26 protein-coding genes are annotated in these 26,439 nt (G+C 73.0%); 21 read left to right on the top strand and 5 right to left on the bottom strand.

The genetic code is table 11. The annotated features are described in order from the left end of the window. Positions 1 to 36 precede the first annotated feature (36 nt). On the top strand, positions 37 to 918 hold the full coding sequence (locus ACQKM2_RS31855) for a YceI family protein (RefSeq protein WP_427715906.1): 882 nt from the start codon (positions 37 to 39) through the stop codon (positions 916 to 918). Between the two features lie 14 nt (positions 919 to 932). Here ACQKM2_RS31855 and ACQKM2_RS31850 read toward each other — a convergent pair whose 3' ends face one another. Continuing rightward, entirely contained in the window at positions 933 to 1,175 is a 243-nt protein-coding gene (locus ACQKM2_RS31850; RefSeq protein WP_427715904.1) for a hypothetical protein, read from the bottom strand. A gap of 61 nt (positions 1,176 to 1,236) precedes the next feature. Between ACQKM2_RS31850 and holA the strand changes: the two genes are divergently transcribed. Further along, positions 1,237 to 2,232 (top strand): DNA polymerase III subunit delta, encoded by a 996-nt coding sequence (gene holA, locus ACQKM2_RS31845; RefSeq protein WP_427715902.1) that lies wholly within the window; start codon positions 1,237 to 1,239, stop codon positions 2,230 to 2,232. 261 nt (positions 2,233 to 2,493) lie between these two features. Here the strand turns inward: holA and rpsT are convergent, their stop codons facing one another. After that, the gene (gene rpsT / locus ACQKM2_RS31840) at positions 2,494 to 2,754 is read right to left on the bottom strand and encodes a 30S ribosomal protein S20 (RefSeq protein WP_007264006.1); all 261 of its coding nucleotides are present in this window, start codon (positions 2,752 to 2,754) and stop codon (positions 2,494 to 2,496) included. 234 nt (positions 2,755 to 2,988) lie between these two features. Between rpsT and lepA the strand changes: the two genes are divergently transcribed. The 4 genes from lepA to ACQKM2_RS31820 all read left to right on the top strand — a co-directional run bounded on the left by lepA (position 2,989) and on the right by ACQKM2_RS31820 (position 8,972). Next, complete coding sequence (gene lepA, locus ACQKM2_RS31835; protein ID WP_427715900.1) at positions 2,989 to 4,854, top strand: translation elongation factor 4; 1,866 nt, start codon at positions 2,989 to 2,991, stop codon at positions 4,852 to 4,854. A 189-nt stretch (positions 4,855 to 5,043) separates the two neighbouring features. After that, positions 5,044 to 6,936, top strand: coding sequence for an AMP-dependent synthetase/ligase (locus ACQKM2_RS31830; RefSeq protein ID WP_427715898.1), 1,893 nt, complete (start codon positions 5,044 to 5,046; stop codon positions 6,934 to 6,936). Positions 6,937 to 7,084: 148 nt separating this feature from the next. Continuing rightward, positions 7,085 to 8,317: a radical SAM family heme chaperone HemW gene (gene hemW / locus ACQKM2_RS31825; RefSeq protein ID WP_427715896.1), complete on the top strand. Its 1,233-nt coding sequence runs from the start codon at positions 7,085 to 7,087 to the stop codon at positions 8,315 to 8,317. 100 nt (positions 8,318 to 8,417) lie between these two features. After that, complete coding sequence (locus tag ACQKM2_RS31820) at positions 8,418 to 8,972, top strand: Uma2 family endonuclease (RefSeq protein ID WP_427715893.1); 555 nt, start codon at positions 8,418 to 8,420, stop codon at positions 8,970 to 8,972. A 6-nt stretch (positions 8,973 to 8,978) separates the two neighbouring features. On the opposite strand, the gene ACQKM2_RS31815 is transcribed toward ACQKM2_RS31820, so the two are convergent. After that, positions 8,979 to 9,779 carry a DUF3097 domain-containing protein gene (locus tag ACQKM2_RS31815; RefSeq protein WP_427715891.1) on the bottom strand — a complete coding sequence of 267 codons (801 nt, stop codon included), beginning with the start codon at positions 9,777 to 9,779 and terminating at the stop codon, positions 8,979 to 8,981. Between the two features lie 28 nt (positions 9,780 to 9,807). Further along, positions 9,808 to 10,539, bottom strand: coding sequence for an MBL fold metallo-hydrolase (locus tag ACQKM2_RS31810; RefSeq protein ID WP_427715889.1), 732 nt, complete (start codon positions 10,537 to 10,539; stop codon positions 9,808 to 9,810). 158 nt (positions 10,540 to 10,697) lie between these two features. Here ACQKM2_RS31810 and hrcA point away from each other — a divergent pair, with 158 nt between their 5' ends. The 13 genes from hrcA (at position 10,698) to ACQKM2_RS31745 (ending at position 22,585) form a co-directional block, all read left to right on the top strand. After that, positions 10,698 to 11,714, top strand: coding sequence for a heat-inducible transcriptional repressor HrcA (gene hrcA / locus ACQKM2_RS31805; RefSeq protein ID WP_362474602.1), 1,017 nt, complete (start codon positions 10,698 to 10,700; stop codon positions 11,712 to 11,714). Further along, positions 11,715 to 12,854 (top strand): molecular chaperone DnaJ, encoded by a 1,140-nt coding sequence (gene dnaJ, locus ACQKM2_RS31800; protein ID WP_401251769.1) that lies wholly within the window; start codon positions 11,715 to 11,717, stop codon positions 12,852 to 12,854. It abuts the gene before it with no gap. A gap of 168 nt (positions 12,855 to 13,022) precedes the next feature. Then, the gene (locus ACQKM2_RS31795) at positions 13,023 to 14,114 is read left to right on the top strand and encodes a nitronate monooxygenase (RefSeq protein WP_427715885.1); all 1,092 of its coding nucleotides are present in this window, start codon (positions 13,023 to 13,025) and stop codon (positions 14,112 to 14,114) included. Continuing rightward, positions 14,111 to 14,857, top strand: a complete 747-nt coding sequence (locus ACQKM2_RS31790; RefSeq protein ID WP_427715884.1) for a 16S rRNA (uracil(1498)-N(3))-methyltransferase — start codon at positions 14,111 to 14,113, stop codon at positions 14,855 to 14,857. The genes ACQKM2_RS31795 and ACQKM2_RS31790 overlap by 4 nt, the downstream gene beginning before the upstream one ends. Before the next feature lie 270 nt (positions 14,858 to 15,127). After that, positions 15,128 to 15,487 carry a histidine triad nucleotide-binding protein gene (locus tag ACQKM2_RS31785; RefSeq protein WP_427715881.1) on the top strand — a complete coding sequence of 120 codons (360 nt, stop codon included), beginning with the start codon at positions 15,128 to 15,130 and terminating at the stop codon, positions 15,485 to 15,487. A 3-nt stretch (positions 15,488 to 15,490) separates the two neighbouring features. Continuing rightward, a complete protein-coding gene (locus tag ACQKM2_RS31780; protein ID WP_427715879.1) occupies positions 15,491 to 16,405 on the top strand; it encodes a ribonuclease Z in 915 nt (304 codons plus the stop codon). A 115-nt stretch (positions 16,406 to 16,520) separates the two neighbouring features. Then, positions 16,521 to 17,606, top strand: a complete 1,086-nt coding sequence (locus ACQKM2_RS31775) for a carbohydrate kinase family protein (RefSeq protein WP_427715876.1) — start codon at positions 16,521 to 16,523, stop codon at positions 17,604 to 17,606. Between the two features lie 128 nt (positions 17,607 to 17,734). After that, positions 17,735 to 18,772 carry a PhoH family protein gene (locus tag ACQKM2_RS31770; RefSeq protein ID WP_427715873.1) on the top strand — a complete coding sequence of 346 codons (1,038 nt, stop codon included), beginning with the start codon at positions 17,735 to 17,737 and terminating at the stop codon, positions 18,770 to 18,772. A 13-nt stretch (positions 18,773 to 18,785) separates the two neighbouring features. Next, complete coding sequence (gene ybeY, locus ACQKM2_RS31765; RefSeq protein WP_007263991.1) at positions 18,786 to 19,283, top strand: rRNA maturation RNase YbeY; 498 nt, start codon at positions 18,786 to 18,788, stop codon at positions 19,281 to 19,283. After that, the gene (locus ACQKM2_RS31760; protein ID WP_427715870.1) at positions 19,280 to 20,587 is read left to right on the top strand and encodes a hemolysin family protein; all 1,308 of its coding nucleotides are present in this window, start codon (positions 19,280 to 19,282) and stop codon (positions 20,585 to 20,587) included. The genes ybeY and ACQKM2_RS31760 overlap by 4 nt, the downstream gene beginning before the upstream one ends. Next, complete coding sequence (locus ACQKM2_RS31755; protein WP_427715868.1) at positions 20,584 to 20,937, top strand: MmcQ/YjbR family DNA-binding protein; 354 nt, start codon at positions 20,584 to 20,586, stop codon at positions 20,935 to 20,937. The genes ACQKM2_RS31760 and ACQKM2_RS31755 overlap by 4 nt, the downstream gene beginning before the upstream one ends. Before the next feature lie 190 nt (positions 20,938 to 21,127). Beyond that, positions 21,128 to 21,505, top strand: a complete 378-nt coding sequence (locus tag ACQKM2_RS31750) for a cytidine deaminase (RefSeq protein WP_427715865.1) — start codon at positions 21,128 to 21,130, stop codon at positions 21,503 to 21,505. A gap of 51 nt (positions 21,506 to 21,556) precedes the next feature. Next, positions 21,557 to 22,585 (top strand): aminoglycoside phosphotransferase family protein, encoded by a 1,029-nt coding sequence (locus tag ACQKM2_RS31745; protein WP_427715863.1) that lies wholly within the window; start codon positions 21,557 to 21,559, stop codon positions 22,583 to 22,585. Here ACQKM2_RS31745 and ACQKM2_RS31740 read toward each other — a convergent pair. Beyond that, the gene (locus ACQKM2_RS31740) at positions 22,566 to 23,882 is read right to left on the bottom strand and encodes an MFS transporter (protein ID WP_427715861.1); all 1,317 of its coding nucleotides are present in this window, start codon (positions 23,880 to 23,882) and stop codon (positions 22,566 to 22,568) included. The genes ACQKM2_RS31745 and ACQKM2_RS31740 overlap by 20 nt on opposite strands. Positions 23,883 to 23,953: 71 nt before the next feature. On the opposite strand from ACQKM2_RS31740, the gene ACQKM2_RS31735 reads away from it, so the two are divergent. Beyond that, positions 23,954 to 24,994 carry a GlxA family transcriptional regulator gene (locus ACQKM2_RS31735; RefSeq protein WP_427715859.1) on the top strand — a complete coding sequence of 347 codons (1,041 nt, stop codon included), beginning with the start codon at positions 23,954 to 23,956 and terminating at the stop codon, positions 24,992 to 24,994. Positions 24,995 to 25,047: 53 nt separating this feature from the next. After that, positions 25,048 to 26,094, top strand: coding sequence for a beta-xylosidase (locus ACQKM2_RS31730; protein WP_427715857.1), 1,047 nt, complete (start codon positions 25,048 to 25,050; stop codon positions 26,092 to 26,094). Positions 26,095 to 26,439: the final 345 nt, after the last annotated feature.

Here is a 26,439-nt window from a genome sequence, read left to right as displayed (position 1 = left end):
CGGTCCAAGTCCACACAGCACGGGGGTGCACTAGCCATGTTCGGTCGCCGACGGGGGATGGAGACGACCAGCGGTGCCGCTTCGACCACATCCGCGACTCTCACACTGCCGCACACGGCGCGGCTGTTGAGTTGTCGGGTGCTCGACACGGTCCACCAGCCCATCAGGCAGGCCAAGTTCGAGGTCACCGACCCGATCGGCCGACGGGTCGTCAGCGGGGAGACGGATCCGTACGGGGGGTTCACCGCGGCCGTGCCGGAGGGCGAGTACCGGCTCTCCGTCACCGCCGAGGGCTACGCGCCCTTCCACGGGGCGACGCTGGTGGGGGACCCGGCGCAGCCCGGCACGGCGGAGATCATCCTGGACTCGGTGGAGCCGCCGCTGCTGCCGCAGCCCGGGCACTGGGAGATCGACCCGACGCACTCGTCGATCGCCTTCACCGCCCGGCACATGGGCTTCGCCCGGATCCAGGGCCGGTTCGCGACCTTCGCCGGCGCGGTGCGGATAGCCGAGCGCATGGAGGACTCCTCCATGCACGTGATCATCGACACGGCGAGCATCGACACCGGGATGCGCCGGCGGGACGACCACCTGCGGTCCGCCGACTTCCTGGACGCCGCCCGGCACCCGCGGGTGGAGTTCTACAGCGAGCGGTTCATCCACCGCAGCGGCAGCCGCTGGGCCGTGGCGGGCGCCCTCACCCTGCACGGGGTCAGCCGCTCGGTCACCCTCGACACCCAGTACCTGGGCCACGGCACGGGTCTGGAGGGCGAGCCGCGTGCCGCCTGCCGGGCCACGGCCGAGCTGAACCGCGGGGACTTCGCGCTGAACTGGCAGTCGGTGCTGGCGCAGGGGATCGCGGCGATCGGGCCGAGCGTGGAAGTGGCGCTGGACGTGCAGATCGTGCACAAGGCGTAGGCGCGGGCGCCGTCCTACGGGGCTTCCAGCCAGCCCTCGTACTCGGCGGCGAGCTCGTCCAGCGAGGTGGCGTCGAGCCGTCCGGCGGGGTCCTCGACGACCACCAGCCACTGGGCGTCCTCGGCGTCGTCCTCGCCGGCGAGGGCGTCGCGGACCAGTTGGGGCTCCTCCGGGAGGCCGAAGCGGTCCACGACTTCCTGGGCCACCTCCTCGGCGGCGTCGCGGTCGGGCAGGACCAGTACATGTCGCACGTTCACGCGACCATTCTCGGGCACCGGGCGAGGGGTGCTGTCAGTGCGGCGTGGGATGCTGGGGGCGATGGCCACCAGGAAGAACCCCACCGACGACCTGCTCGCCCCGATCACCCTCGCGGTGGGGCAGGAGGACCTGCTGCTCGATCGTGCCGTACGGGACGTGGTGGCGGCCGCCCGCGCGGCCGACGCCGACACCGACGTGCGGGACCTCACCTCCGACCAGCTCCAGCCCGGCACGCTGGCGGAGCTGACCAGCCCCTCGCTGTTCTCCGAGCGCAAGGTCCTGATCGTGCGGAACGCGCAGGACCTGGGCGCGGACACGGTGAAGGAGCTCAAGGCCTACATCGCCGATCCGTACGAGGAGATCGCCCTCGTCCTGCTGCACGCGGGCGGGGTCAAGGGCAAGGGCGTGCTGGACGCGGCGCGCAAGGCGGGTGCCCGCGAGGTCGCCTGCCCGAAGATGACGAAGGCGGCGGACCGGCTGTCGTTCGTCCGCGGGGAGTTCCGGACCCTGGGGCGGTCGGCGACCCCCGAGGCGTGCCAGACGCTGGTGGACGCGATCGGCAGCGACCTGCGCGAGCTGGCGAGCGCGGCGGCGCAGCTGTGCGCGGACGTCGAGGGCACCATCGACGAGGCCGTGGTCGGCCGCTACTACACGGGCCGGGCCGAGGCGTCCAGCTTCACGGTCGCCGACCGGGCGGTCGAAGGCCGGGCCGCGGAGGCCCTCGAAGCCCTCCGCTGGTCCCTCGCGACCGGTGTGGCACCGGTGCTGATCACCAGCGCGCTGGCGCAGGCCGTCCGGGCCATCGGCAAGCTCGCCTCCGCCCCGCGCGGGGCCCGTCCGGGCGACCTCGCCCGGGACCTCGGAATGCCGCCGTGGAAGATCGACCGGGTCCGGCAGCAGATGCGGGGCTGGTCGGCGGACGGGGTCGCGGACGCGCTCCGTGCGGTGGCGCTGGCCGACGCGGGGGTCAAGGGCGGCGGGGACGACCCGGAGTACGCCCTGGAGAAGGCCGTGGTGGCCGTTGCCCGCGCCGCGAGGGCCCCGCGGGGGCGTTAGCCGTCGCCCTGTCGCCCTGTCGCCCTGTCGCCCTGTCGCCCTGTCGCCCTGTCGCCCTGTCGCTGCGCGGGGCCGGCGGGGCTGGATGTGCGAAGGCCCCGGTCTCTGCCCTGGGGAAGGGGAGAGGCCGGGGCCTTCGGTCACTGCTGTGTGCGCCGCACCCGCGTGGCGAACGCAGGCCGCGTGCGGCGCGGGGTGCCGGTCAGGAGCGGGAGAGAGGGCCCGCTGGGTCCGTCCCGGCGTTCACATCGAGTGCGGAACTCAGATGGCGGCAACCTTGGTGGCCAGCGCCGACTTCTTGTTGGCGGCGGCGTTCTTGTGGATGACACCCTTCGAGACGGCCTTGTCCAGCTTCTTGGAAGCCAGGCGGGCCGCAGCGGTGGCCTTCTCCGCGTCGCCGGCGAGGATGGCCTCGTTGGCCTTGCGGATGAAGGTGCGCAGCTCGGACTTGACCGACTTGTTGCGAAGGCGAGCCTTCTCGTTGGTCTTGTTCCGCTTGATCTGGGACTTGATGTTCGCCACGAAAGAGCCTTTTCAGGTTCAGAGTTTTTTCGGAATGTGCCTCTCCCCCAGCTACCGCTGGGGGTACCCCCAACTGAGAGGGCATGCGAGACACAGCCACCCAGGCTACCAGGCGCGGTTCGACCGGCCCAAACCGAGCGCATCCCCGCGTCCATGGGACCATGGGAGTCTGCGTACAAGTCTGCCTACCGATCCGACAGCAGATCCGACAGCGACCGAGAATCAGGACACTGCGTGCCCGCCATCCCCAGCCACGTGCCCGAGCCGAGCCGTACCGACCCGGCGCTGATCCGTAATTTCTGCATCATCGCGCACATCGACCACGGCAAGTCGACCCTCGCCGACCGGATGCTCCAGCTCACCGGTGTCGTCGACTCGCGGCAGATGCGCGCCCAGTACCTCGACCGCATGGACATCGAGCGTGAGCGCGGCATCACGATCAAGTCGCAGGCGGTCCGTCTGCCCTGGAGCCCCACCGAGGGCGCGGGCACGGGCACCACGCACATCCTGAACATGATCGACACCCCCGGCCACGTCGACTTCACCTACGAGGTCTCGCGCTCCCTCGCCGCGTGCGAGGGCACGATCCTGCTGGTGGACGCCGCCCAGGGCATCGAGGCCCAGACCCTCGCCAACCTGTACCTGGCGATGGAGAACGACCTCGCGATCGTCCCGGTCCTGAACAAGATCGACCTGCCGGCCGCCCAGCCGGAGAAGTTCGCCGAGGAGCTGGCGAACCTGGTCGGCTGCGACCCCGACGACGTCCTGCGCGTCTCGGCGAAGACCGGCCTCGGCGTCGACGCCCTGCTCAACCGCGTCGTCGAGACCGTCCCGGCCCCGGTCGGCGTCAAGGACGCCCCCGCCCGCGCGATGATCTTCGACTCGGTCTACGACTCCTACCGGGGCGTCGTCACGTACGTCCGCGTGGTCGACGGCACGCTCAACAAGCGCGAGCGCATCCGGATGATGTCCACGAACGCCACGCACGAGCTGCTGGAGATCGGCACCAACTCGCCCGAGATGCTCCCGGCCGACGGCCTGTCCGTCGGTGAGGTGGGCTACCTGATCACCGGTGTGAAGGACGTCCGCCAGTCCAAGGTCGGCGACACCATCACCCAGATGACGGGCGGCGCCACCGAGTCCCTCGGCGGCTACAAGGACCCGAAGCCGATGGTCTTCTCGGGCCTGTACCCGCTCGACGGCTCGGACTACCCGGAGCTGCGCGAGGCCCTGGACAAGCTCCAGCTCAACGACGCCGCGCTGGTCTACGAGCCCGAGACCTCGGCGGCGCTCGGCTTCGGCTTCCGCGTCGGCTTCCTCGGCCTGCTGCACCTGGACGTGGTCCGCGAGCGCCTGGAGCGCGAGTTCGGCCTCGACCTGATCGCCACCGCGCCCAACGTGGTCTACCGGGTCGTGATGGAGGACCGCACGGAGGTCACCGTCACCAACCCGAGCGAGTTCCCCGAAGGCAAGATCAAGGACGTCTTCGAGCCGGTCGTCCGGGCCACCGTCCTCGCGCCCACCGAGTTCATCGGCGCGATCATGGAGCTCTGCCAGACCCGCCGCGGCACCCTGCTCGGCATGGACTACCTCTCCGAGGACCGGGTCGAGATCCGCTACACGCTCCCCCTCGCGGAGATCGTGTTCGACTTCTTCGACCAGCTGAAGTCCAAGACGCGCGGTTACGCCTCCCTCGACTACGAGCCCACCGGCGAACAGGCCTCCAGCCTGGTCAAGGTCGACATCCTGCTGCACGGCGACAAGGTCGACGCCTTCTCCGCCGTCTGCCACAAGGACGCCGCCTACGCCTACGGCGTGCGCCTGGTCGCCAAGCTGCGCGAGCTCATCCCGCGGCAGGCCTTCGAGGTGCCGATCCAGGCGGCCGTGGGCTCCCGCGTCATCGCCCGCGAGACCATTCGCGCCATCCGCAAGGACGTCCTCGCCAAGTGCTACGGCGGCGACATCTCCCGTAAGCGGAAGCTGCTGGAGAAGCAGAAGGAAGGCAAGAAGCGGATGAAGATGGTCGGCTCGGTGGAGGTCCCGCAGGAGGCCTTCATCGCGGTCCTGTCCAGCGACGAGTCCGGCGGCAAGAAGAAGTAGCGCCGTATGCGAAAGAGGCCCCCGAGCGTAGGCTCGGGGGCCTCTTTCGTTATGAATCGGCCGCCGGTTGGCTCTTACGCGCCAGCCGGAGTCCCCCTACTCTGAGCATTGGTTACTCGCCAGTTACAAACCCGTAGTCATGCCCTAGCCAGCCCGAGCAGGCCCTGCCGCGTGGTCCGGAGGACGTCCGTGAGCGACACACAGACCTTGATCGAGAACCGTCCGCCCACCGTGGCGGCCCTCTTCCTTGACCGCGTCGCCGCCACACCGAACGCGGAGGCCTACCGCTTCCCCGTGGCCGCGGCCGGCCGTGAGGGTGGTCCCGACGACTGGAAGTCGCTCAGCTGGGGGCAGGCCGCCGACCGGGTCTTCGCCATCGCCGCCGGACTCGTCTCCCTCGGGCTGCACTCCGAGCAGCGCGTCGCGCTCGCCTCCAACACCCGCGTCGAGTGGATCCTCTGCGACCTCGGCGTCATGTGCGCGGGCGGGGCGGTGACCACGATCTACCCCAGCACCAACGCCGAGGAGTCCTCCTTCATCCTCTCGGACTCCGAGAGCCGGGTGCTGATCGCCGAGGACGCCAAGCAGCTGGCGAAGGCCCGCGAGCGCCGCGCCGACCTCCCCGACCTCGCCCACGTCGTCGTCCTGGAAGCCGCCGACGCCGTCCCCGCCGAGGGCGACCCGGAGGGCTGGGTGCTCTCCCTCGCCGAGCTGGAGGAGCGCGGCAACGAGTACCTCGCCAAGCACCCCGCGGCGGTCAAGGACCGGATCGCGGCCATCACCCCCGACCAGCTCGCCACCCTCATCTACACCTCCGGCACCACCGGCCGCCCCAAGGGCGTGCGCCTGCCGCACGACAACTGGTCGTACATGGCCAAGGCCACCGTGGCCACCGGCATGATCAACTCGGACGACGTCCAGTACCTGTGGCTGCCGCTCGCCCACGTCTTCGGCAAGGTGCTCACCTCCGGCCAGATCGAGGTCGGCCACGTCACCGCCGTCGACGGCCGCATCGACAAGATCATCGAGAACCTGCCGGTCGTCCAGCCCACCTACATGGCGGCCGTCCCGCGCATCTTCGAGAAGGTCTACAACGGCGTCGCCGCCAAGGCCCGGGCCGGCGGCGGGGCCAAGTACAAGATCTTCCAGTGGTCGGTGGGCGTCGCCCGCGAGTACGCCAAGGTCACCCAGGACAACTACCGCCGCACCGGCCGGGCCACCGCCCCCTTCGCGCTCACCGCCAAGCACAAGGTCGCCGACACGCTCGTCTACTCCAAGCTCCGCGACGCCTTCGGCGGCCGCCTGCGCGCCGCCGTCTCCGGCGCCTCCGCCCTGGCCCCCGAGATCGGCTACTTCTTCTCCGGCGCCGGCATCCACATCCTGGAGGGATACGGCCTCACCGAGTCCAGCGCGGCCTCCTTCGTCAACCCCGGCGAGGCCTACCGCACCGGCACCGTCGGCAAGCCGCTCCCCGGCACCGAGGTCCGCATCGCCGACGACGGCGAGGTCATGCTGCGCGGCCCCGGCATCATGCAGGGCTACCACGGCCAGCCCGAGAAGACCGCCGAGGTCCTCGAAAGCGACGGCTGGCTGCACACCGGCGACATCGGCGAGCTCTCCCCGGACGGCTACCTGCGCATCACCGACCGCAAGAAGGACCTGATCAAGACCTCCGGCGGCAAGTACGTCGCCCCGGCGGAGGTCGAGGGCCAGTTCAAGGCGATCTGCCCCTACGTGTCGACCATCGTCGTCCACGGCGCCGACCGGAACTTCTGCTCCGCCCTGATCGCCCTCGACGAGCCCGCCATCCTCGGCTGGGCCGCCGAGAACGGCCTGGAGGGCAAGACGTACGGCCAGGTCCTCGCCGCGGCCGAGACCAACCGGCTGGTCGAGACCTACGTCCAGACCCTCAACGAGGGCCTCCAGCGCTGGCAGACGATCAAGAAGTTCCGGATCCTGCCGCGCGACCTCGACGTCGAGCACGGCGACCTCACCCCCAGCCTCAAGCTGAAGCGGCCGGTCGTCGAGCGTGAGTTCAAGCACCTCATCGAGGAGATGTACGAGGGCTCCCGCGAGGCCTGACGCCTCGCGGCGAGCCGGACGGGGCGGGGCGGCGCGGGCCGGCCCCGCACACCCCGCGCGAGCCGTGTGCGGCGCCGCGGCCGGCGTCCGTCCGCGCGTCCCGGGCGCGGGCGTAAACGACCATGGGGCGGTGCGGGACAATGGGCCCATGCCTTCCGCACTGCCCGATGGTGACCCCATGCCCGAAGACGGCTCGCTGCCGTCGCACGCCCTGGAGGGCGCCGGGGAGCGGCCGCTCGGGTTCTACCTGCACGTCCCGTACTGCGCCACCCGCTGCGGGTACTGCGACTTCAACACCTACACCGCCACCGAGCTGCGCGGCACCGGCGGCGTGCTCGCCTCCCGGGAGAACTACGCCGACACCCTGATCGACGAGGTCCGCCTCGCCCGCAAGGTGCTCGGCGACGACCCGCGCGCCGTGCGGACCGTCTTCGTCGGCGGCGGCACGCCCACGCTGCTGCCCGCCGGGGACCTCGTACGCATGCTCGCGGCGATCCGCGACGAGTTCGGCCTCGCCGAGGACGCCGAGGTCACCACCGAGGCCAACCCGGAGTCCGTGAACCCCGAGTACCTGGCCGAGCTGCGGGCCGGCGGCTTCAACCGGATCTCCTTCGGCATGCAGAGCGCCAAGCAGCACGTCCTGAAGGTCCTCGACCGCACCCACACCCCCGGCCGCCCCGAGGCCTGCGTCGCCGAGGCCCGTGCGGCCGGCTTCGAGCACGTCAACCTCGACCTGATCTACGGCACGCCGGGGGAGTCCGACGACGACTGGCGGGCCTCCCTGGAGGCCGCGCTCGGCGCCGGGCCCGACCACGTCAGCGCGTACGCCCTGATCGTCGAGGAGGGCACCCAGCTGGCCCGCCGGATCCGCCGCGGCGAGGTCCCGATGACCGACGACGACGTGCACGCCGACCGGTACCTGATCGCCGACGAGGTCATGGCCGGGGCCGGCTACTCCTGGTACGAGGTGTCGAACTGGGCCACCACCGAGGCCGGCCGCTGCCTGCACAACGAGCTGTACTGGCGCGGCGCCGACTGGTGGGGCGCCGGCCCCGGGGCCCACTCGCACGTCGGCGGGGTGCGCTGGTGGAACGTGAAGCACCCCGGCGCCTACGCGGCCGCCCTCGCGGAGGGCCGCTCCCCGGGCGCGGGCCGCGAGCTCCTCTCGGCGGAGGACCGCCGCGTGGAGCGGATCCTGCTGGAGCTCCGCCTGGTCGACGGCGTCCCGCTGTCCCTGCTGGCCCCCGCGGGCCTGGCGGCCTCCCGCAGGGCCCTGGCCGACGGCCTCCTGGAGCCGGCCCCGTACGAGGCCGGCCGGGCGGTCCTGACCCTGCGCGGGCGGCTGCTGGCGGACGCGGTGGTGCGGGACCTGGTGGACTGATCACTCCCCCGAGTGATTCGCTGCGGATACGGGCAGGTGCGGCCTAGCCTGTTCGTAGCCTTCTGCCGTAACCCCGGCGGCAGAAGTGGAGGGCACGGAGATGACCGCTGTGGACGATCGCCGGATGACCGAGTACTTCGAGAGCTTCGAGGCTCCCGAAGGGTTCAAGGTCGAGCTCCTCAGGGGGGAAATCGTGATGATGGCCGGGCCGGACGTGGTCCACAACCTGATCGTCCTGTTCGTGCAGCGACAGATCCCCGTGAATCGCTGGTACCCGCTCCAGACACAGGACGTGGACATTCCGGCGGAGTCGTCCGAGCCGCAGCCGGATCTCGTGGTCCTCCCGGTCGAGGCGGCGCCGGAGTCGGGCCGCCTGCTGCCCGCCGGGGCCCTGGCGATGGTGGTCGAGGTCGTCTCCAAGACCAGCAAGTTGCGCGACTACGTGACCAAGCGCTCCATCTACGCGGGCGGGAGGATCCCGGCCTATTTGATCATCGACCCCTTCCAGGCCCAGTGCGTGGTCCTGACCGAGCCCTTCGGTACTGGCGAGGAGGCTGACTACCGAGGCGTGCGGACCAGCAAGTTCGGCGAGCCGGTCCCGCTCGACGTCCTCGGCGTCACGCTCGACACCACCGAGTTCGGCACCCTCTCGTAGCCCCGGTCAGGGAGCCGTGACGAAGTCGATCAGCTCCTCCACCCGCCCCAGCAGCGTCGGCTCCAGGTCGCGGTAGGACGTCACGCGGGACAGGATGTGCTGCCAGGCGGCACCCGTGTTCTCCGGCCAGCCCAGGGCCCGGCAGACGCCCGTCTTCCAGTCCTGGCCGCGCGGCACCTCCGGCCAGGCGCGGATCCCCAGTGCCGACGGCTTCACCGCCTGCCAGACGTCCACGTACGGGTGGCCCACCACCAGCACGTCCGGGCCGGTCACCGAGGCCGCGATGCGGGACTCCTTCGAGCCCGGGACGAGATGGTCCACCAGGACCCCGAGACGGGCGTCGGGCCCCGGCGCGAACTCCGCGACCACCGCCGCCAGGTCGTCCACGCCCTCCAGGTACTCCACCACCACGCCCTCGATGCGCAGGTCGTCGCCCCAGACCCGCTCGACCAGCTCGGCGTCGTGCCGCCCCTCCACGTAGATCCGCCCCGCCCGCGCCACCCGCGCCCGCGCCCCCGGGACGGCGATCGAGCCGGAGGCCGTACGGGCCGGCGCGGCGGGCCCCCGCGCGGGGCGGGTCAGGGTCACCACCGCGCCGTCCAGCAGGAAGCCGCGCGGCTCCAGCGGGAACACCCGGCGCTTGCCGAAGCGGTCCTCCAGGGTCACCGTGCCCGCCTCGCACGCCACCACCGCGCCGCAGAAGTCCGTACCCGCCACCTCGACCACCAGGTCCGGGTCCGCCGGCACCTCCGGCGCGGGCTTGGGGCGCTTCCACTGCGGGGTCAGATCGGGGGAGTACTCACGCATCCGGCCGACACTAGGAGAGCCGGCGCGCTCACGCCCCCGACACGCCGAACCTGGCCGCCAGTGTGTCGCGTTGCGCACGCACGAAGTCCGCGTCCACCAGCGCTCCGTGACCCGGCACGTACACCGCGTCGTCGCCGCCCAGCGACAGCAGCCGGTCCAGGGCGGCCGGCCACTGGCCCGGCACCGCGTCCGAGCCGGCCTGGGGCTCGCCCGACTCCTCCACCAGGTCCCCGCAGAACACCGCCTCCCGCTCGCCCGGCACGAACACGGCCAGGTCGTGCTCGGAGTGCGCGGGCCCCACGTTCGCCAGCAGCACCTGCACCCCGCCCAGCTCCAGCGTCCACTCGCCCGACACCAGGTGCCGGGGCGCCTGGAGCAGGTCCGCCGCCTCGGTGGCCTCCTCCTCCGCCAGACCCTGCCGGAAGGCGCTCACCCGCACCTCCTCGCGGCCCGTGGGGGTCGACAGCAGCCGGTCCAGGCCGACCGCCCCGAAGAACTCGGCGCCCGCGAAGGCCCCGCCGCCCAACACGTGGTCGAAATGTCCGTGGGTGAATGCGATATGGGTCACGCGCCGGCCCGTCAGCCGCTCCGCCTCGGCCCGCACCCGCGCGCCCTCGCGCACGGACGATCCCGGGTCGATCAGCAGCACCGACTCGTCCCCCACCACCAGTCCCACCGTGCAGTCCCACACCGGCAGCCGCCGCCGGCCGGCCCGTCCGGTGACCCTTTCCCAACCCGCCTCTTCCCAACGTACGTCCATGCGGTGACGCTACCCTGGCGGGCCGCCCTTGCCTGCGGCGTACTACCCGGCCGTACACTGACCGGGGGATCTCTGGCACTCGCACGCGCAGAGTGCCAACAAGCCAGGACCGGCCCGCCGGCCAGACCGACGACCGACCGCATCCGGAGGTGTGCGCGATGCTCAGCGAACGCAGACTCGAGGTACTGCGCGCCATCGTCCAGGACTACGTCGGGACGGAGGAGCCCGTCGGCTCCAAGGCCCTCACCGAGCGGCACAAGCTGGGCGTCTCGCCCGCCACCGTGCGCAACGACATGGCCGTGCTGGAGGAGGAGGGCTACATCGCGCAGCCCCACACCAGCGCCGGCCGGATCCCCACGGACAAGGGCTACCGCCTCTTCGTCGACAAGCTGGCCGGAGTCAAGCCGCTGTCGACGCCCGAGCGCCGGGCCATCCAGAACTTCCTCGACGGCGCCGTCGACCTCGACGACGTGGTCGGCCGCACGGTACGGCTGCTCGCGCAGCTCACCCGGCAGGTCGCCGTCGTCCAGTACCCGTCGCTGACCCGCTCCACCGTGCGGCACGTCGAGCTGCTGTCGCTGGCCCCGGCCCGGCTGATGCTCGTACTGATCACGGACACGGGCCGCGTCGAGCAGCGCCTCGTCGACACCCAGACCCCCTTCGGCGAGAACTCCCTCGCCGACCTGCGGGCGCGTCTGAACAGCAGGGTCGTCGGCCGCCGCTTCACGGACGTGCCGCAGCTGGTGCAGGACCTTCCGGAGTCGTTCGAGATCGACGACCGGGCGACCGTCAAGGCCGTCCTCGCGACCCTTCTCGAAACGCTGGCAGAGGAAGCGGAGGAGCGGCTGATGATCGGCGGCACCGCCAACCTCACCCGCTTCGGACATGACTTTCCCTTGACCATCAGGCCCGTGCTCGAAGCGCTGGAGGAGCACGTCGTGCTCCTGAAGCTGCTGGGCGAGGCCGGTGAGTCGGGAATGGCCGTACGGATCGGTCACGAGAACGCCTACGAGGGGCTCAACTCCACGTCGGTCGTGTCCGTCGGCTACGGTTCGGGCGGCGAAGCAGTCGCCAAACTCGGCGTGGTCGGCCCGACCCGCATGGACTACCCCGGAACGATGGGAGCGGTACGCGCAGTGGCACGTTACGTCGGACAGATCCTGGCGGAGTCGTAAGTGGCCACGGACTACTACGCCGTACTCGGCGTGCGCCGCGACGCATCGCAGGACGAGATCAAGAAGGCCTTCCGCCGCCTCGCCCGTGAACTCCACCCGGACGTCAACCCGGACCCGAAGACGCAGGAGCGCTTCAAGGAGATCAACGCGGCCTACGAGGTCCTCTCGGACCCGCAGAAGAAGCAGGTCTACGACCTCGGCGGCGACCCGCTGTCCTCCTCGGGCGGCGGTGGCGGCGCGGGCGGCTTCGGAGCGGGCGGCTTCGGCAACTTCTCCGACATCATGGACGCCTTCTTCGGCCAGTCCCAGCAGCGCGGACCGCGCTCGCGGACCCGCCGCGGCCAGGACGCCATGATCCGCCTGGACCTGGAACTGGACGAGGCCGCCTTCGGCACGACCAAGGACATCCAGGTCGACACCGCCGTCGTCTGCGGCACCTGCTCCGGCGAAGGGGCCGCCCCCGGCACCTCGGCGCAGACCTGTGACATGTGCCGCGGCCGCGGCGAGGTCTCCCAGGTCACCCGGTCCTTCCTGGGCCAGGTCATGACCTCGCGCCCCTGCCCGCAGTGCCAGGGCTTCGGCACCGTGGTCCCCACCCCGTGCCCCGAGTGCGCGGGCGACGGCCGGGTCCGCTCCCGCCGCAGCCTGACGGTCAAGATCCCCGCCGGTGTCGAGAACGGCACCCGGATCCAGCTCGCGGGCGAGGGCGAGGTCGGCCCCGGCGGCGGCCCCGCCGGCGATCTGTACGTGGAGATCCACGAGCTGCCGCACCCGACCTTCCAGCGGCGCGGGGACGACCTGCACTGCACGGTCACCATCCCCATGACGGCCGCGGCCCTGGGCACCAAGTGCCCGCTGGAGACGCTGGACGGCATGGAGGAGATCGACATCCGCCCCGGCACCCAGTCCGGGCAGGCCATCCCGCTGCACGGGCGGGGCGTCACCCACCTGCGCGGCGGCGGCCGCGGCGACCTGATCGTCCACGTCGAGGTCACCACCCCCGGCAAGCTGGACGCCCAGCAGGAGGAGCTGCTGCGCCAGCTCGCGAAGCTGCGCGGCGAGGAGCGGCCGATGGGCCAGTTCGCCCCCGGCCAGCAGGGCCTGTTCAGCCGTCTGAAGGACGCGTTCAACGGCCGCTGAGGCCGGTCCGCGGTACGTCGTACGAGCCCGGTCCGGGGAATCCCGGACCGGGCTCCGTGCTTTCCGGGACACCGCCCGGGGCGATTCCCGGACATGCCGGGGAAGCGGACTATGCCAGGCGAATGCGACGGTTCGGCCCGGTGGCCGGGACGTGGCACGATGCAGTCCATGTCCTCCGCACCGAACGGTCTCCCCCAGTACCCGATCGTGCAGGCTCCCATGGCGGGCGGCGCCTCGTGCCCGCCGCTCGTCGCAGCCGTGTGCGAGGCCGGCGGCCTCGGCTACCTGGCCGGCGGCTACAAGACCGCCGACGGCATGTACCAGGAGATCAAGCAGACGCGCGGCCTCACCCGGCGGCCCTTCGGCGTGAACCTCTTCATACCGCAGACCGGCTACGTCGACCCGGCCGCCGTGGAGACCTACCGCGGGCAGCTGGCCGGCGAGGGCGGCTGGTACGAGGTCTCGCTCGCCCCCGAGGACACCATCGGCAACTCCGACGACGGCTACGAGGCGAAGCTGGCCATCCTGCTGGAGGACCCCGTCCCGGAGGTCTCCTTCACCTACGGCACGCCCGCGCCCGACGTGCTCGCCCGCCTGCGCGCGGTGGGCACCCGTACCGTCGTCACCGTCACCTCGGTCGAGGAGGCCCGCTCCGCGCAGGCGGCGGGCGCCGACGCCGTCTGCGTACAGGGCGTCGAGGCCGGCGGCCACCAGGGCACCCACCGCGACGACCCGGAGACCGACGGCACGGCCGGCGTCGGCCTGCTCGCGCTGGTCGCGCAGGTGCGGGAGGCCGTGGCCCTGCCCATCACCGCGGCGGGCGGCCTGATGCGCGGCGCGCAGATCGCGGCGGTGCTGGCGGCGGGAGCGGACGCGGCACAGCTCGGCACGGCCTTCCTGGCCTGCCCGGAGTCGGGCGCGCACCCGCTGCACAAGAAGGCCCTGACGGACCCGATGTTCCCGCACACGGAACTGACCCGGGCCTTCACGGGCCGGCCCGCGCGGGGCCTGGTCAACCGCTTCGTGCGGGAGCACGGGCCGTACGCGCCGGCCGCCTACCCCCAGGTCCACCACATGACCGCGGGGCTGCGGAAGGCGGCCGCGGCGGCCGGGGACCCGCAGGGCATGTCCCTGTGGGCGGGCCAGGGGCACCGGCTGGCGCGGGCGCTGCCGGCCGGGGAGCTGGTGGAGGTGCTGGCGGCCGAACTGGCCGGGGCGCAGAACGCGTTGAACGCATTGCAGATGAGGAGAACGTCATGACGGCCCCCGTGTTCGTGGTCGAAGAGGTTCCGGCGGGGCCGGAGTTCGTGCTGGACGGCCCCGAGGGGCGGCACGCGGTGTCCGTGAAGCGGCTGGGCCCGGGCGAGGACGTGGTCCTCACGGACGGGCGCGGCCGGTGGGCCGAGGGCGTGGTCAAGGCGGCCGAGGGCAAGGACCGCCTGGTGGTCACGGACCTGGAGAGCGTGCTGGAGGAGCCGGAGCCCGACGTCCGGATCACGGTGGTGCAGGCGCTGCCGAAGGGAGACCGGGGCGAGGTGGCGGTCGAGACGATGACGGAGACCGGCGTCGACGCCATCGTGCCGTGGCAGGCCGCGCGGTGCATCACGCAGTGGCGCGGCGACCGGGGGGCGAAGTCCCTCGCCAAGTGGCGTTCCACGGCGCGGGAGTCGGGCAAGCAGTCGCGCCGGGTCCGGTTCCCGGAGGTGGCCGAGGCGATGTCCACGAAGCAGGTGGCCGCGCTGCTGGCGCGGGCCGACCTGGCGGTGGTGCTGCACGAGGACCGCGACACCCCGTCGGAGGCGCTGGCGACGGCTCCGCTGCCGGAGAAGGGGTCGGTGGTGCTGGTGGTCGGCCCCGAGGGCGGGGTCTCGCCGGAGGAGCTGGCCGTCTTCGCCGAAGCCGGGGCGCGGCCGTACCGGCTGGGGCGGTCGGTGCTGCGCACGTCGACCGCGGGTACGGCTGCGGCGGCCGTCCTGCTGGCCCGCACGGGGCGCTGGTCGTAGCCCCTGCCCTGGCCGGGCGGTTCCCGGTCCGGGGCGGTGCCCCGCCGGGCGGCCCCCGGGGGCTCCGCCCCCGGACCCCCGCGCCTCAAACGCCGGCGAGGCTATATGTAGCCCGTCCGCCCCTGGGAACGGGCGAAGTGGGGGTCCCCCCGGACGGAGTCTGGGGGAGGGTAGGGGACCGCCCCGCGCAGCGGGATATCCGGCCACCGCCCGGCCAGGGCACCGGTAGCATGCGCAGCGACCGATCAACGTCACGGGAGGCGGCAGCGAATGGCCGGGGAACCGCAGGCGGACTGCCTGTTCTGCAAGATCGTCGCGGGCAAGGTCCCGGCGACCGTGGTCCGGGAGACCGAGACCACCCTCGCCTTCCGGGACATCAACCCGCAGGCGCCGACCCACGTGCTCGTCATCCCCAAGGTGCACCACCCCGACGCCGCCTCCCTCGCCGCCGCCGAGCCGGCCGTGATCGCCGACATACTGCGTGAGGCCGGGGAGATCGCCGCGGAGGAGAAGATCGCCGACCACGGCTACCGGGTCGTGTTCAACACCGGGGCCGGCGCGGGCCAGACCGTCTTCCACGCCCACCTGCACGTCCTGGGCGGCCGCGGCCTCCAGTGGCCGCCCGGATAAGTCGTGTCCGTACGCGAGTTCGTCGTCCTCGGCACCGCCAGCCAGGTCCCCACCCGGCACCGCAACCACAACGGCTACCTGCTGCGCTGGGACGGCGAGGGCATCCTCTTCGACCCGGGCGAGGGCACGCAGCGGCAGATGCTGCGGGCCGGGGTCGCCGCGCACGACATCAACCGGATCTGCGTCACGCACTTCCACGGCGACCACAGCCTCGGCCTGGCCGGCGTGATCCAGCGGATCAACCTCGACCAGGTCCCGCACCCCGTGACGGCGCACTACCCGGCCTCTGGGCAGAAGTTCTTCGACCGGCTGAGGTACGCCACCGCCTACCGGGAGACCGTGCCGCTGCGGGAGGAGCCGGTCGCCGCGGACGGGGTGCTCGCGAGCGGGCCCTCGTACGTCCTGGAGGCGCGGCGGCTCTCGCACCCGGTGGAGTCCTTCGGCTACCGGGTGACCGAGCCGGACGGGCGCCGGATGGTCCCCGCGCTGCTCGCGCGGTACGGGATCAAGGGGCCGGACGTGGGCCGGCTCCAGCGCGAGGGGCGGCTTGAGGGGCCCGACGGCGAGGTCACGCTGGAGGCCGTCAGCGAGCACCGGCCGGGACAGCGGTTCGCCTTCGTCATGGACACGCGGCTCTGCGAGGGCGTGGACGCGCTGGCGGACGGCTGCGACATGCTGGTCATCGAGTCGACCTTCCTCGACGAGGACGTCCGGCTGGCCGAGGACCACGGCCACCTCACCGCCGGGCAGGCGGCCCGGGTGGCGCGGGACGCCGGGGTGCGGCACCTGGTGCTGACGCACTTCTCGCAGCGGTACGCGGATCCGTCGGAGTTCGAACGCCAGGCCCGTGCGGCGGGGTTCGAGGGCGAGCTGACGGTCGCGGCGGACCTGGGGCGGGTGGCGCTGCCGAAGCGCTAGTCCGCCCGGCGTTTGGTGACGTGCGTCACACTGGGGTTTGGTCCGGCCGGTCCCGGGCAGGGCTGGCAGTTTTCCGGCCCGTACGCAGAAACGACACACCAACGGGGAGTACGCCGTGACCAGTCGGGACAGCCGCATCACCCTCGACCCGCTCCGCCCGGTGCGCGACCCCCACGAGCCCGGCTGTGACGTCTTCCTGACCGGCACCGTCTTCCTCGACATCATCTTCACCGGCCTCGACTCCGCCCCCGTGCGCGGTACGGAGTCCTGGGCGCGCGGCATGGGCTCCAGCCCCGGCGGCGTCGCCAACATGGCCACCGCCCTCGCCCGCCTGGGCCTGCGCACCTCGCTGGCCGCCGCCTTCGGCGACGACCACTACGGCGAGTACTGCTGGGACGCCCTGGAGCAGGGCGAGGGCATCGACCTGTCCATGTCGCACACCATCCCCGGCTGGCACAGCCCCGTCACCGTCTCCATGGCGTACGAGGGCGAGCGCACGATGGTCTCCCACGGCCACGAGGCACCGCCCCCGGCGGGCCCCGGCCCCTTCCCGTGGTGCCCTCCGAAGGCCCGGGCGGCGGTGGCCTCGCTCGGTGCCGGACAGGGCGAGGACTGGATCTCCGAGGCGGCCCGCCGGGGCTCGCGGATCTTCGCGGACGTCGGCTGGGACGAGACGGGGCGGTGGGACCTGGGCGCCCTGGCCGACCTCCAGCACTGCGAGGCGTTCCTGCCCAACGCGGGAGAGGCGATGCGCTACACGCGGACCGAGTGTCCGCGCGCCGCGGCCCGGGCCCTCGCGGAGAAGGTCCCGGTCGCGGTGGTGACCATGGGTTCGGAGGGTGCGTACGCGGTCGACGGCCGCACCGGTGAGACCGCGGAGGTCCCCGCGATCGCGGTGGACGCCCTGGACCCGACCGGCGCCGGGGACGTGTTCGTCGCCGGGTTCGTCACCGGCAGCCTCGCGGGCTGGCCGCTCGCCGACCGGCTGGCCTTCGCCGGGCTGACCGCCGCCCTGTCGGTGCAGGAGTTCGGCGGCTCCCTCTCCGCCCCGGGCTGGCCCGAGGTGGCCCACTGGTGGCGCACGGCCCCCGACGCCCTGCGGGACCGCTACGCCTTCCTGGACGCCCTCGTCCCGCCGGGCGCCGCCCCCTCCCCGCGCCGCCGCGCGGTCCCCACCATCGGCTTCCGGCACCCCGTCTAGACCGCCTTCCGGGCCGCCCGGAAAACCCCTCGGGCGCGCCCCGGGGTGGACGTACCCTTGGTACTCCGGAGGCCGGCGATCGGATCGGCCCCTCAGTGGGAGGTATGCGCAGGCCACAGTGCCGGCCCATGACTCAGACACCGACAGCCCACACCCCGGCGCCGGGCCAGGCGCGAGCCCACTTCACGGTCCCGGCGACCCACCCGATGGTGACCGTGCTCGGCTCGGGCGACGCCCTGCTGCGCGTGATCGAAAAGGCTTTCCCGAAGGCCGACATCCATGTTCGGGGCAATCAGGTCAGCGCGATCGGAGCGGCGGCGGAAGTCGCCCTGATCCAGCGCCTGTTCGACGAGATGATGCTGGTGCTCCGCACCGGGCAGCCGATGACGGAGGACGCAGTGGAACGCTCGATCGCCATGCTCAAGGCGAACGGGAACGGTGGTGGCGACACGGAGACCCCGGCCGAGGTGCTCACCCAGAACATCCTCTCCAGCCGCGGCCGCACCATCCGCCCCAAGACCCTCAACCAGAAGCGGTACGTCGACGCGATCGACAAGAACACGATCGTCTTCGGCATCGGCCCCGCCGGTACCGGCAAGACCTACCTCGCCATGGCGAAGGCGGTCCAGGCGCTGCAGTCCAAGCAGGTCAGCCGGATCATCCTGACCCGCCCCGCCGTCGAGGCGGGCGAGCGGCTCGGCTTCCTGCCGGGCACGCTCTTCGACAAGATCGACCCCTACCTGCGGCCGCTCTACGACGCCCTGCACGACATGCTCGACCCCGACTCGATCCCGCGCCTGATGGCGGCGGGCACGATCGAGGTGGCGCCGCTGGCGTACATGCGCGGCCGGACGCTCAACGACGCCTTCGTCGTCCTGGACGAGGCGCAGAACACCACCGTCGAGCAGATGAAGATGTTCCTGACGAGGCTCGGCTTCGACTCGAAGATCGTCATCACCGGTGACATCACCCAGGTCGACCTCCCGGGCGGGGCCAAGAGCGGTCTGCGCCAGGTCCAGGAGATCCTCGACGGGGTGCCGGACATCCACTTCTCGCGGCTCACGTCCGAGGATGTCGTCCGGCACAAGCTGGTCGGCCGTATCGTCGACGCGTACGCCAAGTACGACGATGCCCACCCGGCCCCGAACGGCCACCAGCGGAAGTAGAACCCAGCGCACCATGTCGATCGACGTCAACAACGAGTCCGGAACCGAGGTCGACGAGCAGGCGATCCTCGACATCGCCCGCTACGCGCTCACCCGGATGAGGATCCACCCGCTGTCCGAGCTCTCCGTCATCGTCATCGACGAGGACGCCATGGAGCAGCTCCACATCCAGTGGATGGACCTCCCCGGACCGACCGACGTCATGTCCTTCCCGATGGACGAGCTCCGTCCGCCGGCGAAGGACGACGAGGAGCCCCCGCAGGGGCTCCTCGGCGACATCGTGCTCTGCCCCGAGGTGGCCAAGAAGCAGGGCGACGAGGCGCCGACGCGGCACTCCATGGACGAGGAGCTCCAGCTCCTGACCGTCCACGGGGTGCTGCACCTGCTCGGCTACGACCACGAGGAGCCGGACGAGAAGGCCGAGATGTTCGGCCTCCAGGCGGCCATCGTCGACGGCTGGCGCGCCGAGCGCGGCATCACGGGTCCCTCCCCGGCCCCGACCGTCTCGTGACCGGCGCCGCCCAGCTGATCACCGGGGCGGTCCTGCTGACCGTGGTGGCCTGGTTCGCGGCGTGCGCCGAGTCCGGGATCGCCCGCGTCTCCAGTTTCCGTGCCGAGCAGGCCGTACGGGAGGGCCGGCGCGGCAGCGCGAAGCTCGCCCAGGTCGCCGCCGACCCCACCCGCTACGTCAACGTGGCCCTGCTGGTGCGCGTGACCTGCGAAATGGCGGCGGGCGTGCTCGTCACGTACGTGTGCCTCGACGCGTTCGGCGAGAACTGGACGGCGCTGCTCGTCGCGATCGGCGTGATGGTGCTGGTGTCCTTCGTGGCGGTGGGCGTGTCCCCCCGCACGATCGGCCGCCAGCACCCGCTGAACACCGCGACGGCGTCCGCGTACGTCCTCGTACCGCTGGCGCGGGTGATGGGCCCCATCCCGCAGCTGCTGATCCTCATCGGCAACGCGCTCACCCCCGGGAAGGGCTTCCGCAAGGGGCCCTTCGCCTCCGAGGCCGAACTCCGCGCGATGGTGGACCTCGCGGAGAAGGAATCGCTGATCGAGGACGACGAGCGCCGCATGGTGCACCAGGTCTTCGAGCTGGGGGACACCCTCGTGCGCGAGGTGATGGTGCCGCGCACCGACCTGGTCTGCATCGAGCGGTACAAGACGATCCGGCAGGCGACGACGCTCGCGCTGCGGTCCGGCTTCTCGCGGATCCCGGTCACCGGGGAGAACGAGGACGACATCGTCGGGATGGTCTACCTGAAGGACCTCGTCCGCCGCACCCACATCAACCGGGAGGCGGAGTCCGACCTGGTCTCGACGGTGATGCGGCCGGCGGTCTTCGTGCCCGACACCAAGAACGCCGGGGACCTGCTGCGCGAGATGCAGTCGGTGCGCAACCACGTGGCCGTCGTCATCGACGAGTACGGGGGCACGGCCGGCATCGTCACCATCGAGGACATCCTGGAGGAGATCGTCGGCGAGATCACCGACGAGTACGACCGGGAGATCCCGCCGGTGGAGGAGCTGGGTGAGGACCGCTACCGGGTCACGGCGCGGCTCGACATCACCGACCTCGGCGAGCTGTTCGGGGTGGAGGCCTTCGACGACGAGGACGTGGAGACGGTCGGCGGGCTGCTGGCCAAGGCGCTGGGCCGGGTCCCGATCGCGGGCGCCTCGGCGGTGGTGGAGCTGCCGGACGGGCGTCCGCTGCGGCTGACGGCCGAGTCCCCGGCGGGCCGCCGGAACAAGATCGTGACGGTGCTGGTGGAGCCGGTCGCCGCCGCGGCGGCCGAAGGGGAGGACGGGGAATGACCCCCGCGGAGCTGCGCGCGTTCTGCCTGGGCTTCAACGAGGCGGTGGAGGAGTTCCCCTTCACCCCCGAGACCTCGGTGTTCAAGGTGCTGGGCAAGGTGTTCGCCCTGGCCGCGCTGGACGCCGAGCCGCTGAAGGTGAACCTCAAGTGCGAGCCGGAGGCGGCCGTGCGGCTGCGCGCCGAGCACGAGGCGGTCGTGCCGGGCTGGCACATGAACAAGCGGCACTGGAACACCGTGACGGTGGGCGGGCTTCCGGACGCGCTGGTGCGGGAGCTGGTGGAGGACTCGTACGACCTGGTCGTGGCGGGGCTGCCGCGGGCGGAGCGGCTGAAGCTCGACCGGCCCTGACGGCGAGTGCGGTGCGGGTGGTCCCGCACGGATGAGGGTCGAAGGTCATGCGGGGACGGGACCTTTGGATCCCAGGAGTCCCTTACCTTTCGCTTAGGTTTGTCCTGCTCCACGGGGGACCGGCGGGGGGCGGGGAGCGCAAGAGAGTGCCCCGGCGGGGTCGTTGCACGGCCGCGCCGGGGCGCTCCCTATGCTTTCGCCTATGAGCGAGAGCACCGTGGGCAACGGGATCGACCCCGAGGACAGCAAGATCATCACGCTGGCGCGCAGCGCGCGGGCCCGCAACGGAGTCCCGGAAGGCGCGGCCGTACGGGACGAGACCGGCCGGACGTACGTCGCCGGCACCGTGGAGCTCGACTCCCTCAAGCTGAGCGCCCTCCAGACGGCCGTCGCCATGGCCGTCGCCAGCGGCGCGAACTCCCTGGAGGCCGCCGCGGTCGTCAGCGCGGCCGACGCCCCCGCCGACGCCGACCGCGCGGCCGTCCGCGACCTGGGCGGCCCCGACACCCCGGTCCTCCTCGCCGCCCCCGACGGCACCCTGAAGTCCACCACCCTCGCCGGGGCCTGACACGTCCCGATCCGCTGGCGCAGCGGGCCCTCCGGGTGGTGCGATGACCCGATGCAGCCCGACGCGCGCGAGACCGTGGACCGCGGGGACTTCCCCGAGGCCGTGACCCCCTGGGACCGGCCCGACTGGCGGGCGGAGGCGCTCGACTGGGCCCGCGCCGCCCTGGCCGCGCACGGGCCGGGCGAGAACGGCCCCCGGGAGGTCCGGCTGCGGCCGTGGTCGGTGCTGGTGCGGTTCTCCGCCGGCGACGGCGGCCCCGTCTGGTTCAAGGCCAACCCGCCCGCCAGCGCCTTCGAGGCCGGACTGACCCGGGCCCTGGCCGACTGGGCCCCCGGCAGCGTGCTGCGGCCCCTGGCCGTAGACGCCGCCCGGGGCTGGGTCCTGCTGCCGGACGGCGGCCCCCTCTTCCGGCAGGCCCTGGACGAGGACCCCGGCGGCGGCCCGCGCGCCTGGGAAGCGGTGCTCGGCCGGTACGCCGAACTCCAGCGCTCCCTCCTCCCGCGCACCCCCGAGATCGAGGCGCTCGGCGTCCCCGGCGCCCGTACCGCCGCACTGCCCGGGATCCTCGACCGGATGGTCGAGGAGAACACCGCCCTGGACGACGCCGACCGCCGGGCCCTGCACGCGCTGCGGCCCCGGTTCGCCGAATGGTGCGCGGAACTCGCGGGGGCCGGCATCGGCGACACCCTCGACCACTCCGACCTGCACGAGGCGCAGCTCTTCGCCCCGGAGCCCGGCCGGTACACCTTCTTCGACTGGGGCGACGCCTCCGTCACCCACCCCTTCTGCAGCCTGCTGGTCCCGGGCCGGGCCGCCGTCCGGCGGTACGGGCCCGAGGTGCTGCCCCGGCTGCGTGACGCCTACCTGGAGCCGTGGACCGGCGCCGGGCGCACCCCCGGGGAGCTGCGCCGCGCGGCCCGGCTGGCCTGGCGGCTCGCCGCGATCGGCCGGGTCTCCGCCTGGGGCCGCTTCTTCCCCGCCGCCCCCCGCGACGCGGACGGCGGCGCCGCCGCCGGGGAGACCGGCGACGCCGACCGCGCCCGCTGGCTGCGCGAACTGCTCACGCGGCCGCCGCTGTAGCCGGCTCCGGCACCCGGCGGCGGATGACCATCGCCATCAGCGCCGCCACCGCGCACAGGCCGCCCGCCGCGTACCAGACCAGGTCGTACGAGCCCAGGGCGTCGCGGGCGACCCCGCCGAGGAAGGCCACCAGGGCCGCGCCCACCTGGTGCGAGGCCAGGACCCAGCCGAAGACGACCGCGCTGTCCTGCCCGTAGTGCTCGCGGCACAGGGCGATGGTCGGCGGGACGGTGGCGACCCAGTCCAGCCCGTAGAAGACGATGAAGAACAGCATCGGCGGGTGCACGCTCGGCGCCAGCAGCATCGGCAGGAACATCAGCGACACCCCGCGCAGGGCGTAGTACACGGCCAGCAGCCGGCGCGCCTCGAAGCGGTCGGTGAACCAGCCGGAGGCGATGGTGCCGAGCACGTCGAACACGCCGATCACCGCGAGCAGTCCGGCGGCGGCCGTCACCGGCATGCCGTGGTCGTGCGCCGCCGGGGTGAAGTGGGTGCGCACCAGCCCGTTGGTCGAGGCGCCGCAGATCGCGAAGGTGCCCGCCAGCAGCCAGAACGGGCCGGTGCGGGCCGCCCGGAAGAGCACGGCCACGGCCCGGCGGGCCGCTCCCGGCACGGGCGCGGGCTTGGGCTCGTACGTCCCTCCGTACGGGGCGAGGCCCACGTCGGCCGGGTGGTCGCGCAGCAGCAGCCAGACGAAGGGGACGACGGCCAGGGCCGCCAGCGCCACCGTGACCGAGGCCGGGCGCCAGCCGTGGTTCTCCACCAGCCAGGACAGCAGCGGCAGGAAGATCAGCTGGCCGGAGGCGCCGGCCGCGGTCAGGATGCCGGTGACCAGGCCGCGCCGGGCGGTGAACCAGCGGTTGGTCACCGTCGCCGCGAAGGCCAGTGCCATCGACCCGCTGCCGAGGCCCACGAGCACGCCCCAGAACAGCACCAGCTGCCAGGCGGCCGTCATCCACACCGTGGCCAGCGAGCCGCCCGCGATCACGGTCAGGGCCACGGCGACGACCTTGCGGATGCCGAAGCGGTCCATCAGCGCGGCGGCGAAGGGTGCGGTGAGCCCGTAGAGCGCCAGGTTGACGGAGACCGCGAAGCCGATCGTGCCGCGCGACCAGTCGAACTCCGCGTGCAGCGGCTCGATGAGCAGTCCGGGGAGGGAGGCGAAGGCGGCCGCGCCGATGATCGTCACGAAGGCCACGGCGGCGGCGAACCAGGCCCGGTGGACGCGGCCGGGCTCGCGCGGGGCGGGGGCGCCGGTGGTGGGGGAGGCGGGGGAGGCGGGGGCTGTCTGGGTCACGCCGACAGCTTCCGGCCCGCGGGGCACCGCACGACAGTGGCCTGACTGTCATGCTTCGATACGATCGGGCCATGGCCACCGTCACCGTCACCGTCGAGAAGCCGCACCGCGTCGTCGTCCTCGCCCTCGCCGGGCTGCTGCCCTTCGAGCTCGGCATCCCGCACCGGATCTTCGGCCGGGCCAAGGACCCCGCGGACCGGCACCTGTACGAGATCCTCACCTGCGGGCTCGCCCCGGGCCCGGTCCCCACCGACGCCGACTTCACGGTGTACGTCGAGCACGGCCCCGAGCTGCTCGCGACGGCCGACACCATCGTGGTCCCCGCCTCGCACGAGCTGGGCCCGGTGCACTCCGAGGGCCGGCTGACCGACGGGCTGGCGGCGGCCCTCGCCCACGTCCGGCCCGGCACCCGGATGGTGTCCATCTGCACGGGCGGCTACGTCCTGGCCGCCGCCGGGTACCTGGACGGCCGCCGGGCCACCACCCACTGGGCCTACGCCGAGCACTTCCAGCGCATGTTCCCGGCCGTGCGGGTCGACGCCGACGTGCTCTACACCGACGACGGGGACGTGCTGACCTCCGCCGGGGTCGCCGCCGGCATCGACCTGTGCCTGCACATCGTGCGCCGCGACCACGGCGCGGCCGTCGCCAACGACACCGCCCGCAGGACCGTCGTGCCGCCCCACCGCGAGGGCGGGCAGGCCCAGTTCGTCCAGCGGCCCGTGCCCGGCCCGCAGCACGCCAGCACCACGGCCGCGCGGGCCTGGGTGCTGGACCGGCTGCACGAGCCCCTGCTGCTGAGCGACCTCGCCCGGCAGGAGTCCATGTCGGTACGGACCTTCACGCGCCGGTTCCGCGAGGAGTGCGGGGTGAGCCCGGGGGAGTGGATCACCGGGCAGCGGGTGGAGCGGGCCCGGCAGCTGCTGGAGCGGACCGAGCTGCCGGTCGAGACGGTGGCCCGGCAGGCGGGCTTCGGGACTGCGCAGTCGCTGCGCAAGCACGTGCAGGCGGCACTGGGGGTCAGCCCGACGGCCTACCGGCGCACCTTCCGGGCGACGGAGACCGCGCCATCTTCTGATGGGCCATCAGTCGGTGCGGGGTCCGTGCATTGACTTCTCCCGCCGCCCGCTCGTGAATGGCCCCCTGTCGGGGAGGGGGCGGGCAGGTGCGGACACGCGCGCGCAGCAGGAGATGGTCGGCGGCCGTCGGCACGGCGGTGCTCGCGGCGGCCGCGCTGGGCACACCGGCGGCGGCCGAGGAGGAGGCCCGGCCGGGGCGCTGCCCGTCCGCCTCCGCGGGGCCGAGGGCCGGTGGCGGCGACCCGGGCGCGGTGCCGCCGCCTGCGCCGGGCCGGGTCGCGGCGCCCGGTAGGACCTCGCCGGCACCGGAGGCCGGGGGGTCCGGCCCCGGCGTGGAGCCGAGGGCCGTCGACCCGGCCACCGTGACGCCCCCCGCGCCGGCCACCGTGACGCCTCCCGCGCCGGAGGCCGGGGACGGGGCGTGTGCGCCCCCCGTCGTCCCGCCGCCGCTCATGAACCTGCGCCGCGTCACCCTCGGCGCGGCCGGCGGCAAGCCCGGCGACCGGGTCCGCGTCACCGGAGTCGGCTTCACCCCCGGCGCGGCCGTGACCGTGGAGGGCCGCGCGGCCGCCACCCCGACGGCCGACCGGGCACGGGCCACCGCGGACGCGCGCGGGGCGATGGAGCTGGAGCTGCCCGTCGCGGACCGGGCCACGACGGGAGTGCTGGCGTACGAGGGCCCGGCCTGGTCGCCGCCACGGGGCTCGGCCCCGGCGCCGTACGCGGTCTCCGCCCCCGATCCGGGGACGCTGACGCTGACCCAGGAGGGGGCGGCGGTGACCCTGGGGGCGGTCGCGTACGGGGGCGGCGGTGCGGCCCCCGGGCGGATCGGCACGGTCACCGTCAAGGACACCCGGATCGGCGGCGGACGGTGGAAGCTGACGGCGACGCTCACCGGCTTCACGGGCCGGGACGCGGCCGGCGCCGCCGGCGCCGTGCCGTCGTGGACCCCGTCCTGCCGGGGCGGCTGCACCGCGGGTCCTGCGGGGGCGGCGGGTCCGGAGGGGGCCGTCCTGGCCACGGGCGGGGGCGGGACCGCCACCGTCGACGCCGCGCTCACCCTCACGCTCCCCGCGTACACCCCGCCGGGCGCCTACCGGGCGGTCCTCACCCTGACGCTGGTTCCTCTTTGACGCGCCGCTCGCGCGGCTCGGCCCCAGGGGGCCTCACCGGCTTCGCGCCGCTGCGCCGGCCTCCGGCCGTCGGGTGTGGGGCGGGGCCGGTTCGGGTGGCCGGGGCCGGGGGCCGGTGGGCGTGTGCGGGTGGGTTGGCCGCTGCGCGGGGCGAGGTCCCCTACCCGCCCTTCCACCGTTCCCAGGGGCGGTGCCCCTGACCCCGTTGCGCTCAAACTCCCCCAGCTACCGCTGGGAGGTGTCCCCAGCGCGGGCTGGATGTGCGCAGCACATCTCAGCCCCGCCGGCGTTTGAGGCGCGGGGGTCTGGGGGCGGAGCCCCCAGGGAACGGTGGAAGGGGGGGTA

Origin of the sequence: Streptomyces sp. NPDC004126, from assembly GCF_050275515.1 — a bacterium.
Taxonomy (GTDB): domain Bacteria; phylum Actinomycetota; class Actinomycetes; order Streptomycetales; family Streptomycetaceae; genus Streptomyces.
The sequence above is the reverse complement of the archived record's forward strand: the minus strand, read 5'-3'. Positions and strand labels throughout refer to the sequence as shown.